The organism is Brevibacillus reuszeri (assembly GCF_002897295.1).
GTDB classification, from domain to species: domain Bacteria; phylum Bacillota; class Bacilli; order Brevibacillales; family Brevibacillaceae; genus Brevibacillus; species Brevibacillus reuszeri_A.
The window spans coordinates 131,720-146,473 of the sequence record NZ_BEXF01000003.1 but is presented as its reverse complement, the minus strand read 5'-3'; the positions used below and the strand labels follow the sequence as shown (position 1 = coordinate 146,473).

General features: G+C 47.1%; 13 protein-coding genes. All 13 read left to right on the top strand.

The window, feature by feature from the left end:
* Nucleotides 1-24: 24 nt before the first annotated feature.
* The 13 genes from C3B52_RS06155 (at nt 25) to C3B52_RS06095 (ending at nt 14,657) form a co-directional block, all read left to right on the top strand.
* Nucleotides 25-504: a cell wall elongation regulator TseB-like domain-containing protein gene (locus C3B52_RS06155; protein WP_103105205.1), complete on the top strand. Its 480-nt coding sequence runs from the start codon at nt 25-27 to the stop codon at nt 502-504.
* A 157-nt stretch (nt 505-661) separates the two neighbouring features.
* Complete coding sequence (locus tag C3B52_RS06150) at nt 662-1,189, top strand: hypothetical protein (RefSeq protein ID WP_103105204.1); 528 nt, start codon at nt 662-664, stop codon at nt 1,187-1,189.
* The gene (locus tag C3B52_RS06145) at nt 1,182-2,696 is read left to right on the top strand and encodes an AAA family ATPase (protein WP_103105203.1); all 1,515 of its coding nucleotides are present in this window, start codon (nt 1,182-1,184) and stop codon (nt 2,694-2,696) included. The genes C3B52_RS06150 and C3B52_RS06145 overlap by 8 nt, the downstream gene beginning before the upstream one ends.
* A gap of 160 nt (nt 2,697-2,856) precedes the next feature.
* Nucleotides 2,857-5,310 (top strand): WIAG-tail domain, encoded by a 2,454-nt coding sequence (locus tag C3B52_RS06140; RefSeq protein WP_103105202.1) that lies wholly within the window; start codon nt 2,857-2,859, stop codon nt 5,308-5,310.
* A 229-nt stretch (nt 5,311-5,539) separates the two neighbouring features.
* Nucleotides 5,540-6,829: an asparagine--tRNA ligase gene (asnS, locus tag C3B52_RS06135; protein WP_103105201.1), complete on the top strand. Its 1,290-nt coding sequence runs from the start codon at nt 5,540-5,542 to the stop codon at nt 6,827-6,829.
* 113 nt (nt 6,830-6,942) lie between these two features.
* Entirely contained in the window at nt 6,943-7,638 is a 696-nt protein-coding gene (locus C3B52_RS06130; RefSeq protein ID WP_103105200.1) for a DnaD domain-containing protein, read from the top strand.
* Nucleotides 7,639-7,753: 115 nt separating this feature from the next.
* A complete protein-coding gene (locus C3B52_RS06125; protein WP_103105199.1) occupies nt 7,754-8,185 on the top strand; it encodes a hypothetical protein in 432 nt (143 codons plus the stop codon).
* Nucleotides 8,166-9,344 carry a glycosyltransferase family 4 protein gene (locus C3B52_RS06120; RefSeq protein WP_103105198.1) on the top strand — a complete coding sequence of 393 codons (1,179 nt, stop codon included), beginning with the start codon at nt 8,166-8,168 and terminating at the stop codon, nt 9,342-9,344. The genes C3B52_RS06125 and C3B52_RS06120 overlap by 20 nt, the downstream gene beginning before the upstream one ends.
* A gap of 122 nt (nt 9,345-9,466) precedes the next feature.
* On the top strand, nt 9,467-10,513 hold the full coding sequence (locus C3B52_RS06115; RefSeq protein ID WP_103105197.1) for a glucose-1-phosphate thymidylyltransferase: 1,047 nt from the start codon (nt 9,467-9,469) through the stop codon (nt 10,511-10,513).
* Entirely contained in the window at nt 10,510-11,313 is an 804-nt protein-coding gene (locus C3B52_RS06110; protein ID WP_103105196.1) for a glycosyltransferase family 2 protein, read from the top strand. Before C3B52_RS06115 ends, C3B52_RS06110 begins: the two co-directional genes overlap by 4 nt.
* A complete protein-coding gene (locus C3B52_RS06105) occupies nt 11,310-12,263 on the top strand; it encodes an NAD-dependent epimerase/dehydratase family protein (protein WP_103105195.1) in 954 nt (317 codons plus the stop codon). Before C3B52_RS06110 ends, C3B52_RS06105 begins: the two co-directional genes overlap by 4 nt.
* A gap of 21 nt (nt 12,264-12,284) precedes the next feature.
* A complete protein-coding gene (locus C3B52_RS06100; protein WP_103105194.1) occupies nt 12,285-13,358 on the top strand; it encodes a glycosyltransferase in 1,074 nt (357 codons plus the stop codon).
* Between the two features lie 12 nt (nt 13,359-13,370).
* A complete protein-coding gene (locus tag C3B52_RS06095) occupies nt 13,371-14,657 on the top strand; it encodes a UDP-glucose dehydrogenase family protein (RefSeq protein WP_103105193.1) in 1,287 nt (428 codons plus the stop codon).
* The last annotated feature ends 97 nt before the right edge of the window (nt 14,658-14,754 follow it).

Here is a 14,754-nt window from a genome sequence, read left to right as displayed (position 1 = left end):
AGCAAATAAAGGAGTAATTTAGCAGTGTTTGTAAGAATTGTTGTGGGAGTAATCGCAGTCATCCTGCTTACAGGAGCGGGATTTGCGTACCATTTGACTTCCTCTGTTGCAGGGGAGAGACAAGCTTTTGATGAGGGTGTTCGTCAATGGGTCCAAGATCGAACCACGATCACCGAGATTGAATCCATAGATGAGTATCGTGGCAAAGAAAGCTATGCCGTTGTATTGGGTAAAAATAAAGCAGGTACTTCAGTTGTCGCTTGGCTGACAGATAAAACGGCAGCTTTTGATAGTATGGAACGGGCCGTGCCTAGGAAAAATGTAGAAGCAGCTGTGCAAAAGAGCTTTCCCAATGCTGAAATCAGGCATATCGTTCCGGGATTGGACGCTGAAAAGCGTTTTTGGGAAGTAACCCTCAAAGATCAGGATGGACGATTTCATTACCTTCATTACGATCTTTTTAGTGGGACACTGATTACAGCTTACACGCTATCTCCAACCTAATAATCGCCGCTATGAACAGACCTTTTCCCTAGTGGGAGAGGTCTGTTTGGCATTTGAGCCAATAACTGTATAAAAAATTGATATACTCATATGATATACTGGTTTCGTTGAAGAGAGAGAAACAAGAACGAGAAAACATGACATAGGGGGAGTAGCTGTGCAGTTGAAAAAAAGTGCGATAGGCTTGTCCTTGCTGGCGACACTGGTACTCCTGTTCGGTGGATGGTTCTTGTATCAAAAGATGGAGATCGAAGAACCGATCCGTACAGAGGTAGGCCAGATTCATTCAGCCACGCTGGGTCAATTGATTATAGGGAAAGACAAGATTGAGATAGATTTGAAGGTTACAAAACCAGAAAACTTTCCACAAGAATATCGTGAGCTGGTAGCGAATACATCCAAGCTTGCTGGTGATAAAGAGGTAGCAATTCGCGTGGTGAACCAATCACAAGCGATGAACGACATTTGGAAAAATGGACAGTTTTTGTTTACAGAAGCGATTGATTTGCACCAATACAGCCGTATTCCGCAAATGGTGTCGGAATGGAAAGCGGAAAACAAGCTGGATGAAGCGACAGCGCTCATGGATGATGCCAATATTTATGTTTACATGAAAAAAGGAACGGAGGATTTTTATACGATCGTACCCCGTTCCAAGGAAAAAGAGGTGACGGCTCGTGGGTAAAGAATTACTGATCGGCGTCGTTCCCGGAGTCCTGATTTTCTTGATGTTTCTAGGTGTGAACATTACTCCTTTCCTGCTTTTTGCTCTGGTACTTGGGGCTATTTACTTCATGGTCATAAGACAGCAGGGAGGCCGGGGCGGCAACGTTGCACTCGGCGGGAAACGAAAGCAAAACAAACACGAGATTCCCAAATCGGATGTACAGTTCGCTGACATCGGTGGCCAAGAGCGCGCGAAAAAGGAGTTAAAAGAAGCGCTCGATTTTCTCGTCTACAAGGATAAAATTGCACAGTATGGCATTCGCCCTATAAAAGGTGTGCTTTTGACAGGGCCCCCAGGTACAGGAAAGACGTTGATGGCAAAGGCAGCAGCGAATTACACAAATTCTGCTTTTGTAGCAGCGTCTGGCTCGCAGTTCGTGGAGATGTACGTAGGGGTTGGGGCACAACGTGTGCGTGAGCTGTTTAAAGAAGCGAAAACCATGGCAGAAAAAAACAATCAGGATAGCGCGATTATTTTTATTGATGAGATTGATGTAATCGGCGGAAAACGAGATGGCCAGCAGCAGCGGGAATACGATCAAACGTTGAACCAGCTGTTGACCGAGATGGATGGAGTGGCCACGAGTGACAAGCCGCGTGTCCTTGTCATGGCTGCGACTAACCGCAAAGATATGCTGGATGCTGCGCTGCTTCGCCCAGGTCGTTTTGACCGACACATCATTGTCGATTTGCCTGATAAGCCGGCGCGTGAACAGATTTTGACGATTCACACAGCCAACAAGCCGCTTGGCTCCGACGTTACACTGGAAAAGGTCGCACAGGAGACATTCGGATTCTCCGGCGCCCAGCTGGAAAGCGTAGCCAATGAAGCCGCGATTTATGCAATGCGGGACGCTTGTGAGAAGATCGAAGCGAAGCATTTTGCGTATGCCGTCGACAAGGTCATGCTTGGGGAAAAGGTAGACCGGGAAGCGTCCGAGGAGGAGAAGAAGCGTGTCGCTTTGCATGAGCTGGGTCATGCCATCGCTAGTGAAATGGTTCGGCCTGGTTCTGTATCGCAGGTAACACTCAGTCCTCGTGGCAAAGCACTCGGATATGTTCGCCAAAATCCGATGGAAGACCGTTACTTGTACACCAAGGAAGCGATGGAAAAGCAAATCATGGTTTGTCTGGGTGGAGCGGTCGCCGAAGAGATTTACTATGGCGGTCGCAGTACAGGCTCCAAAAACGATTTTGAGCAAGCGCTGGGTATGGCCCAAGAGATTGTACAAAGCGGGATGTCTCGTCTGGGGATTGTCCATCTGCAATACGTAGACAAAACGCGCATTCACGATGAGGTAGAACGACTGCTAGATAATATGCTGGAACAGACTCGTACCTTACTCAAACAGTTTGATGCTGTATTCCAGACTGGGCTGCACACACTGATGGAGGCTGAAGTGCTGCAAGGTGACGAGTTCCGCACATTGCTAAAGCAAGTGAAAAAAGAAGAAGTAGCTGTCTAATAGCGTTTATCAAGTAGACTGCAGGCTGGTGCGAAAGCGCTGGCTTGCGGTTTTTTTGCGTCGTCCGCTAAACATTTTTCCTATGACGGTACCAAACGCCTATACAGATGAATATCCTACAAAATGATAAGGGAAAGACATCAGGAGGCAAGGAGACTCTATGGCGAATGTGAACCGACGTAAGTTAAACAAGAACCTTGGGAAAACCATCAGGCAGACCCCGGCTGAAATTCCGTTGATGCAATCACCTCCCGAAGTAGAATGGATGCATGATTTGGAAACGGAGCTGTTAGAAACGGATTCGAGCAATATACAGCAATCGAGCTCATATGCAGGGAAGGGTGCACAGCATTACCCACCTCTGCAAAAAATCCCTAAGCAAAGTGTTTCCTCCAACCAGACTACGTACTCGAAAGTAATAAAAGAGCGCAATGATGATCGTGTTCAATCATTTGTATATACCGATGATTTGACGGATCAATCCGTAACCACAGAAAAAATCGCAAATCGAGCCATTGATTCCTCCAAAATCAAACCAGGAACGATCGATAGCGTCCTGTTAAAGGATTATGCAGTGGATAGCAGCAAGCTGGCTGACAGGAGTATCACGTCCAACAAAATCGCACCCCATTCCATTCACGGCGAGCATTTAGGCAGAAATGTAATTACGAGTGATATGATACAGGATCATTCGATCTCTGGCCAAAAACTAGTCAATAATAGCATCACTTCCGAAAAGCTTGCGGACAAAATGATCGACTCGATGAAATTTGCCGATGGAGCAATCCAGAGTAAGCATATTCAAGAGCAGGCGATTACAAGTGAGTTGATTCAAGATCAGTCGATTACAAGTGAGTTGATTCAAGATCAGTCGATTACATCAGATAAAATAAAAATGGGTAGCATCCTGACAAGAAACCTTGCCAACTATTCGATTAACACGGTCAAAATCGAAGATGGAGCTGTCACGAATGACAAACTGCGTGACGGAGCGGTAACAGCACCAAAAATTGATGAGGATGCGATCGAGTCCCGGCACATCCGAGAGGGAGCTATTTTTCACCATCATTTGGCTGAGCAAGTCATTGACAGCAACAATTTGAGTCCTGGCAGTGTGACAGATCAGCATATTGCTTTTCAAACGATCTACAGTCAACATCTGCATCCAGAGGCGGTCACCAGCGATAAGATCAGTCCGTATGCGATCTTGACGGAACACTTGGATCATTCAAGCGTAACCGCAGAAAAGGTAGCAAAGGAATCGATCAGCAGCGTGCATCTTAAGGCATCCAGCATCTTGACTAGCCATATGCAGGATGGTTCTATAACGACGAAGAAAATTGGCAATCAACAAGTTACAACGGACAAATTGGCAGACAAGGGCGTTACGATAGAAAAGCTTGCAAATCGAAGTGTTGGCGAGCATCAGATTGTGGAAGATAGTGTAGGAGCGAAGCATCTGACTAATGGTGCAGTCCGCGCTGAAAAAATAGCCAAACGATCGATTGAGGATCAGCATCTGACCGAGCGGCTCATAGGCAGTAATCATATAATTGAATACGCTGTTCAAACGCTGCATCTCGCAGACCATGTCGTTACGACCTCCAAGCTGGCGCCAGAGTCCGTTTCAACGGACAAAATTACCGAGCTGAGTGTCACGACTAACAAGCTGGCTGATTCCGTTATTACAGCCCCAAAAATGGCCACAGAAGCGGTCAAAACAAGACATTTGGGAAAAGCATCAGTCACGAGCGATAAAATTGCTGACAAAGCAGTAACGTCTACTCATCTTGCCAGTCTGTCTGTGCAAAATGAACATATTCAGCCTAAATCCATTTCCAAGGAGAAGCTGCAAGAGGGTAGCGTCACCCGCGATAAAATTGCAGAGCAAAGCATCGATGCCACCAAGCTGGATATGCAATCGGTGAGAGGCGAGCATGTAGTAAAAGGAACCCTGACCGGAATTCATCTCAAGAAAGGCTCGATCACATCAGAGCATTTGGCTGAAAACAGTGTAGAATCGCAGCATCTCGTAACTCGTGCTATTACTGAGGATAAAATCGCGAACGGCGCAGTGAACGGGGCCAAGATAGCACCTGGTTCCATCGGGCAAAACCATATCGCTGACAACTCAGTTACTCCGCAAAAGCTGTCATTTCAGCCAGTGGAAACGACTAGCCATTTGGGAGTGACACTTCAGCAGTTTGGTTTTATTCCGTTTCGGATGGCTGCCAACACGCAGTCAACAGATGTCACAGTCAGATTACCGCAGCCCTATGCAGATACGCATTACTGTATAGTAGCGATGACGAATCAAGCAGGCTTCTATGCCTCGTTAAAATATACGAAGCGTACTTCGGCGATCATTACTGTAACTCGCTTAGCAGGCGAACAGGAAAGCGCAGGAGTCCTCCAGTGGATTGCTATCGGTGAAAAGGGAACGGAAGTGGAGGAAACGCTTTTGGACAATGTCATTGAGGAAGAATGGGAAGAGAATCAGGATGACGAGGATGAGATGGATCTCGAACTGGAAATCCATGATGAAGATCAAGATGAATCCTATCTAGAGGAAGACGATCAAGGGCTTGCCTCAGAGGATGAAAATCACTCCTAAATGTTTGCGCGGAAGCAAGAAGAATATGAGTCTTTAAACGGGCCTTGATAAAGGGAGCTTTTCCTAATAAGCGAAGGACTCCCTTTTTTATCTTTTTTAGGTAACATAATTAAGTTATGGTCAACTATATATGACGAGACTTTCATTGAATTTGCGACAACCCAATAGTATAATTGCTCTGTATCCTTAGTCTGTATTTGTGTGGCATGGTAAATGGAGGGAATATCCGATGTTGACGACGATTGCCCAGGTTGGGCAGCATGTTGGACAAGAAGTACGTATGGGTTGCTGGTTATACAATAAGCGCAGCAGCGGTAAGATTCAATTTCTGCAGCTACGGGATGGCTCCGGCTTCATTCAAGGGGTAGTAGTGAAGGCAGAAGTAGCTGAGGACGTTTGGGAGAAAGCATCCCAATTAACACAAGAAAGTTCTTTATACATAACAGGTGTAGTTCGTGCCGATGACCGTGCGCCAAGCGGGTTTGAACTCACTGTAACCGGAGTGGAAATCATTCAGATCGCTCAGGAATATCCGATTTCGTTGAAAGAGCATGGCGTTGATTTCTTGATGGATCACCGTCATCTGTGGCTGCGTTCCCCGCGTCAACGTGCCGTTATGGCTGTTCGTTCTGAAATTATTCGTGCCATGTACGAGTTTTTCCAAGAGAACGGATTCTACAAGGTGGACCCACCGATTCTGACTCCAACCTCTGCGGAAGGAACGACGAATCTGTTCCATACTAAATATTTTGATGAAGACGCGTATTTGTCTCAGTCTGGTCAGCTTTATATGGAAGCGGCAGCAATGGCTCTTGGCCGGGTTTATTCTTTTGGACCAACTTTCCGTGCGGAAAAATCCAAAACACGCCGCCATTTGATTGAATTCTGGATGATTGAGCCGGAGATGGCTTTCGTCGATCACGAAGAAAACCTCCGTATCCAGGAAGCATTTGTATCCCATGTTGTGCAGTCTGTTCTGAAAAACTGTGAGCGTGAGCTGAAAACATTAGAGCGCGATACAACCAAACTGCAAAATGTAACAGGATCGTTCCCACGCATTACATATGATGATGCAATCAAGCTGCTTCAGGAAAAAGGCAGCGAGATCAAGTGGGGCGATGACTTCGGTGCACCAGATGAGACGATGATCGCTGAGCATTATGACAAGCCTGTTTTCATCACGCATTATCCGACCGAGATCAAGGCATTTTACATGAAGCCACATCCTGAGCGTCCGGAAGTGGTGTTGTGTGCAGACATGATCGCACCGGAAGGATACGGTGAAATCATCGGAGGCAGCCAACGGATTGATGACCCAGAGCTTTTGGAAAAGCGCTTTGCAGAGCATGAGCTATCCGAAGACGCTTATCGTTGGTATCTGGATCTTCGCAAATACGGTACAGTTCCGCATTCCGGCTTTGGTTTGGGCCTGGAGCGCACGATTGCCTGGATTTGTGGATTGGATCACGTTCGTGAAACCATTCCGTTCCCACGCATGCTGAACCGTCTCTATCCGTAGAGATTTTGTAACCGAAACACCCTGTTGCTATAGGGCAGCAGGGTGTTCCTATTGTGTGTACAGCGCGACTATCGTACTTCCTAGCCATTCCAACTCAGAGGTGAACATGCTTTATGGATTCACATATTTTGCGATTGTTGCAAGAAGGTGCAACATCCGTATCGAATCTACTACTCAAAATGTACAAACGGATGTCGTTGGCTGATGACGAAATGATGCTGCTCATCCAACTGCTCTCTTTTCAACAGGAAGGGAATCGTTTTCCTACCCTGACAGAGCTGGAGGAGCGCATGTCCATGTCTAGCATGAGACTGATTCAGTCGCTGCAAAAGCTGCTAAAAGAAGACTGGTTAAGCATTGATGAATTTATTGATCCGCAAACAGGGATGCGGCACGAGCAATACAATTTGACCCCGTTGTATCGAAAGCTGTACCAGACGTGGCGTGAACAGCAAACAGATACGCGTGCTGTAGAACCGCTTTTGGAGCCTTATCTGGAAACAGCTGCATCTCTCGAGGCGGAGCCAGTGGCCATTTATTCACGCTTTGAACAAGCATTTGGTCGTCCACTGTCACCGTTTGAACTGGAGAGTATTCATATGTGGACGGAGCAGGACGGTTATCAGGAGGAGCTGATTTTGACTGCACTCCGAGAAGCCGCGACTGTAGGAAAGCTGCACATTCGTTATATTGACCGGATCTTGCTGGAGTGGCAAAAGCAGCAAATCACCAGTGTAGAGCAGGCGCGCCTGTACAGCCTCAATTTCCGTAGACAATCTAGTGCAAAGGATTATCGGCAACCGCTTTGATTGATGACAATCAAGGCGGTTTTTTTGTACCTGCTGTTTTGCACGTACACGTACCCATTTTCCGCGACTGTCATACCATATTACGTAGATTCAAGTTTCAGGAGGGGAATGTCTTGTGGAAAAAAGAAAAAAAGGGGATTTACCTCACTGGGTAACACCTGGTGTCTTCTCTGGTACTTATGCTGTCGATGAAGCTGTAGAGCGTATTTCCATCGTGAAGCCAGTAGAGAAGCCACCAGAAGCAGAGATAAAGGTAACCGTACAGGAGGGAGAAGCCAAGCTGGAAGCAGCTCCCAATACAAAAGCGGAATTGGTGCTAGAGCCTTCCTTCGAGATCATCATGCGCGAGACGGATGTAGCGACAAGTGAAGAGCTACAAAACTTGGAGCAGGAAGTTGCTTCCTTAAAAGAAACGGTCGCGGCATGGGAGAAGAAGTGGAAGGAAGCGGAGGAGAGTCAAAAAAAAGAAATGCAATACCTCTATCAGGTGGTCCTTTCCCTGAAAAAGGAGTGGGAGATCGAGCGGAATGAACATCGCCATAATTAGTCCCGGGCCATTCTCGGTGCCACCCGTCAAAGGCAGCTCGGTGGAGCATGATATTGACGAAGTGACCAAAATGATTGATCCCGAGCATCAGGTGACGATCTATACCCGCAAGTGCGCCACTTATCCAAAATCCTCTGTGGAAGAAAATCGCGAGTTTATTCGATATGCGTATAATGGACCGACCCCGTATTTGCAAAAAATTATCAAGCATATTCGCAAGCACAAGCCAGATGTCATTCTTGTAGAGAACAGACCGACTTATGTGCTTGCACTCAAGCGTCATTTTCCAAAAATCCCTGTGTTCGTCAACATGCATTCACATGTATATGGCTCTACCGCGATTATTAGCAAGGAAAAGATGAAAAAGGTTGTGCGTCAGGCGTCAGGCTTTTTCACTAACAGCGAATTTTTGCGGCAGCATTTTATGAAAGCAAGCCGTATTCCTGCACACAAAATTCATGCGGTTCATCTCGGGGTCGATGTCTCTCCGTATCAAGTAGCAAAGCAGCACTATTCGATCAAAAAGCTGCGCAAGCAAATCGGTCTCAAGGCAGAGGATCGTGTTCTCTTTTACGCTGGGAGACTCATGCGCGGAAAAGGAGTGCATGTCCTTCTAAAAGCTTTCCGGCAGGTTAGTGAAAAAGATCCATTGGCCCGTCTAGTCATTGTCGGTGGTACAGGATACGGGAGCAATCGGTTAAACCCATATGTGAAAGAACTGAAGAAGCTGGCCAAACCATTGGGTGACAAAGTAAAGTTCGTCAATTTTGTCCCCAGTGCAAAAATGCCACTCTACTACCAGATCGGGGATATCGTTGCGACTCCTTCGGTTTGGAAAGAAGCTTTTTGCCGAGTGAATCTGGAAGCCATGGCATCTGGTAAGCCCGTTATTTCCACGCCACGTGGCGGGATCAAAGAGGTTGTGACCCATCAGGGAAGCGGCTTCTTAATTCCTCCTAAAGAGTGGAACAAAGAACTGCCAATCATTTGGGAGTTATTATGGAGCGCTCCCCATATTCGCACGGAAATGGGAAAACAGGCACTGATGCGAGCGAGACATTTTTCCTGGTACGCTACAGCACAAGGGTATCTAAAAGTATTTGAAAATGCTATAGAAAAACGAGATCTGGGAAAACAGCCACTTCAAAAAATCGGTTGAGAAACACTATCGGCCTATAGGTTGTTGCCCTTTCTTACTTCTGTGTGGACGTCTGCCCTGTCCAGAAACCAAGGTACGCATACCTTATAAGTATCGCAGAGCATAACTGGGGAGTGATACTTGTGAAAGGGTTAATCTTGTGTGCTGGACGTGGTACGCGACTGCACCCCTTCTCCTATTCGCAACCGAAAACCCTCCTCCCTGTGGCCAATCATCCGGTATTACACTATTGCATCCGCAAATTGCGTGAAGTGGGTGTCCATGACATCGGGATCGTCATTCACCCTTCTCAAGTGCAGATTCCTCCGTTCGTAGGTGATGGTAGTCAATTCGGGGCTGCCATTACGTTTATAGAGCAGGAGGAACCGCTGGGAATAGCTCATGCCGTCCAATTAGCGCAACCGTTCTTGCAAGACGAACCGTTTATCTTGTTACTTGGTGATAACTTGTTGATGGATTCGCTGCACGGGCTGAAGCGTGCGTTTTCCGAAGAAAATTCAGACGGTGTTGTGATGCTAAGTGAAGTGGAGAGACCACAGGATTATGGGATCGCCGAAGTACAGGAAGGGCGTCTGGTCTCAGTAGAGGAAAAACCCCGTCAGCCGAAGAGCAATCTGGCGGTAATTGGCGCATACCTGTTTACCAAATCCATTTTTGAGTCGATTGCTACACTCCAGCCATCCAGCCGTGGTGAATATGAGATCACGGATGCGATTCAGTCTTTGATTGATCGCGGTTTTCATATTGCTCATGCCGTTACAAGTGGCAAGTATTCGGATGTGGGAACCATAGATCGTTGGCTGGAGGCTAACCGGTGGGTACTGACACGGGATTTGGGTGTCACTCATCAGGTTGGCGATGAAACCAGTGTAGTCAATTGTGAAATTGTCGGCCCGGTATTAATCGGGAAAGGATGCAAAATTGAAAATTGCCGTTTAGGCCCATTTGTTTCCATTCAAGATGGTGTTCATCTCAAAAATTGTACACATATTGAGAATAGCATTCTTCTTGAAAACAGCTCGTTGCAGGACGTCACCTGGAAATTGACCGATAGTGTATTCGGCCGTTCCTCCAATTTAGAGGGTCATTCTACTGATAGCAGCGGCGTGTTCATTTTGAGTGACAAATCATCGATTCGCATTCCGGCTGTGAAGAGGGAGGAGCTATGATTCCGACCTTTACTGTTGTTATCCCAACCTATAATCGTGCTTCATTCATCCGCAAAGCAATCAGAAGTGTCCTGAAGCAAACCTCAAAGGACTGGAAGCTGTTGATCATGGATGATGCATCGACGGACAGAACAAGGCAAAAGGTAGAAAAGTATCTCTATCATCCAAACATCATGTACTATCGCATGGAGAAAAATTCAGGGATATCCAAAGTGATGAACCAAGCACTGTCCATGGTGGATACACCCTACCTCGTACAGCTCGATTCCGATGATTGGTTGCCAAAGCGAACCTTGGCGATTTTGAAGAAGTACATTAAGAAGAGCAAAAAAAGCACGGCACTGTTTTACGGAAACATAAAAATTTGGCGCGTAAAGCGGGGGAGGTATTACAACCCGTTTCTGGTCAAACACAAACATTTCCGCAACAAATATCAGTTTTTAAAGTACAACCGCTGGATGGTCGCTCCTCGTTGCTACCGGGTAGCTGCCCTGCATGAAGTAGGAGGCTGGGATACGTCCGATAAATACGAAGGTAGAATTATGGAGGACAGACGAATCGTCCTGCGTTTAATCGAAAAGTACCGAGTCCGATATATTAATCGCAAGCTGTATAACCGGACAAAACACCGAGGACAGCTGACAGACAACAAAATGAAGCGTAGACGCAATCACCTCCGGAAAAAGACGTTCAAGCATTACTTGAAACGATGGGGGAAAAAGTACAAAGCAGTTTACGGGTATAAAAATGGATATCTGGTAATCAAACGGCTGAAGAAAGTGAGGCGGCGTCGTCGATGACAAAAGCGCTTGTTACCGGTTGTGCCGGTTTTATCGGGTCTCATTTGACTCAGCGCTTGCTGAATGACGGAGTAACAGTCATCGGAATTGATGGGTTTGTGGACAATTACGATGTGGCTGCGAAGCTTCGTAATTTGGCAGAGATCGGGAATCGCCCTGCCTTTACCTTTCACTCGACTATGCTGCAAGCACAACGCTGGAAGGATTGGCTAGATGGAGTTGATGTTGTCTATCATCTAGCCGCCCTACCAGGTGTTCGAAATAGCTGGGGTAAGGCTTTTACCGATTATGTCAGCCACAATATTTTGGCAACGCAATTTTTACTGGAGGCATGTCTACAGCTCCCAAAACCACCTGTAGTAGTCGTCTCCTCTTCATCCTCTGTCTACGGAACGATGCAAGGCTCTTATACAAATGAGAGCGCACCGCTTCGTCCCGTTTCCCCGTATGGAATGACAAAGGAAGCGATGGAGCAAATTTGCTTGGTTTATGTGAAAGCATTCGGGTTACCCATTACGATGCTGAGGTACTTCACGGTCTACGGCCCAAGGCAGCGGCCTGATATGGCATTTCACCGTTTTTTCCGCCAACTGATGAAGGGAGAACCGGTGGCAGTATTTGGCGACGGCCAGCAGACGAGGGACTTCACCTATGTGACTGATGCGGTAGAGGCAAACTTGCTGGCTGCCAAGCATGCAGCTCCAGGGGAAATATTCAATGTCGGCGGTGATCGTGAAATAAAGCTCATTGATGTATTAAATATCATGGGTGGGTTACTCAGCACGACCCCACAAATTGTTTATCAGAACGGTCCAGCAGGGGATTCGAAGCGCACTTGTGCGGATATCACTCTGGCACAAAGCCGTTTGGGATACCACCCGAAGGTGTCATTGGAGGATGGTTTACGCCAACAGTTAGCTGATATGCGTTCGCAAAGAAAAGGACCATGACATATACAGGAGGACAGCCCTATGCATCGGGTCCTCGTTTATCGAAGAAAGTTTCTCCCTAAGAGCGAAACCTTTATTTATGAGCAATTGATTGGACATCGTCAGGTCAAAACGATGGTCTTGACGAGACAACGACCATTTAATCGAAAACAGTTTCCATACTCGCCGGTCTATGTGCGCAAGCGTATGACCGGCCTCTCCACATGGTTGAGACGAAAAAAAATAAAATGCCTGCACGCCCGTTTTGGGCCGGCTGGCTTGGAATTGCTGCCGTATGCAAGAAAAACGAAGCTGCCCTTGATTACGTCCTTCCACGGGTTTGATGCGACCAAAAGGGTCAGGGAAAATCCTGTGTACCGACGGGCTTTGAAACGTCTTTTTCGACGGGGAAAAGCTTTTACAGTTGTAAGTAACCACATGAAAAAACGGCTCATTCGTTTAGGATGCCCAGCGAGAAAAATTACGCTTGTTCGTTCGGGGATTGATTTGCGAAAATTCCCGATGCTGCCCGCGCAGCCCGTTGAGAACGGCGAATTCCGACTGCTGAGTGTTGGCAGGCTGACTGAGAAAAAAGGGATGGACACCTTAATCAAGGCGTTCTCACGGGTTCATAAGTCACATCCGGGAGCCAAGCTGATCATCGTCGGTGAGGGAGATCAGAAAAAAAAGCTGAAGCGACTGGTGAAAAAATATAGCTTGGGCAAACGGGTTGTCTTTAAGGGGGCTTTGCCACATCGAGAAGTGCAGCACGAGCTGGCGAGATGTCATCTGTTTGTCATCGCTTGCAAGACAGCGCGAAATGGCGATCAAGAAGGGATTCCCAATGTGTTAATGGAAGCGATGGCGTCTGGACGTCCAGTCATTTCTACCTATCATTCAGGTATTCCAGAATTGGTGGAAAACAAGCAGACAGGATACCTTGTACCAGAGCGTTCTCCTACAAAATTGGCGAAGATGATCACCCACGTTCTGTCGCAGCGAAATGAATGGGCAGAAATCGTCTCACGCGCGAGAGAGAAAGTGGAAAAAAACCACGATATCAACAAGCAGCGGGCTAAATTGGAAGAGTTGTATTTGCGCGTGATGAAAAAATGATGAGGTGAAACAATGAAAGTTGCCGTTATCGGTACCGGTTATGTAGGCTTGACGACTGCAATCTCTTTGGCCATGCATGGTCATGAGGTTGTGGGAATCGACCTTGTCGAGGCGAAAATAAAGATGCTAAGGCAAGGTCAGTCACCCATCTACGAGCCGGGACTGGAGGAGGCGCTCGCTGCCGTCCTGCAACAAGGGGTTTTGACATTTACGACAGATCTACTGGAAGCAAAGGAATCAGAAGTTCTTTTTGTTTGTGTCGGAACACCAGAATCCGCCGATGGGACAGCCGATTTGTCGTATTTGCTGGCATCTGTATCCGAAATCGGAACGATGCACAGCAGTGTACCACGTGCTCGTACGGTGGTAATAAAAAGCACGGTTCCAGTAGGGACAGGAGACCGAGTTGCTGGTTTATTGGGGGACTTCAAATCACTTTTTGTAGTGTCAAATCCCGAGTTTTTGCGTGAAGGCAATGCCCTCGTAGATGCATTGAAGCCTTCGCGAATTGTTATCGGGGCAAATCATGAGGAAGCCAAGGCTGTCATGGAGCGATTATATGACGGAGTTGCTGCGCCGCGCGTCTTGACGACAAGGGCCAATGCAGAGCTGATCAAATACGCCTCCAATGCCTTTTTAGCTACACGGATTTCCTTTATGAATGAGCTGGCACGATTAAGCAACGTACTTGGCACGGATATTTTGACAGTTGCCCACGGCATGGGACTCGATAGCAGAATCGGACCCGATTTTTTACGTGCAGGTGTAGGCTATGGGGGCTCCTGTTTTCCAAAGGATACGATTGCTTTGCTCCAGCTCGCGCAGGAACAAGGAGTTTCCCTGAACCTTTTAGATAAAGTACGGGAAATCAATCGGACCCAGCCGTTGTGGTTTTTACAGCTAGTCAAAAACGCAATTCCTGAGCTGAAAGGCAAAGAAATAGCTTTGCTCGGATTAGCTTTTAAGTCTGATACCGATGACATCAGGGAAGCGCCGGCACTTGCGCTCATCGAGGAATTACAGCGCTGCGGGGCCAGTATTCGCGCTTACGATCCGATTGCATCTTCTGCAGTTCAAAAGTTATTTCCAGGCGTTTCGTATTTCGGTACCCCCGCAGAAGCCTGCCAGGGTGCTCACGCCGCTTTACTCGTAACGGAGTGGAAGGAATGTGTTCAACTGCCTTGGGATGAAATTTATTCGAATATGGCTCATCCAGCACTTTTTGACGGTCGAAACGCATGGCCAGTGAAAGAAGTGAGGGAGGCCGGCTTTCACTATACAGGCGTGGGCAGAAGCTGACTTTTCCAAACCGGAAGAGCTCAGCTTTTTTTCTGGAAACTGCTTGTTCCCGGATGAAACGGCTTCTTATTCCTGAGTAGCCGCGATAAAGGTTTTC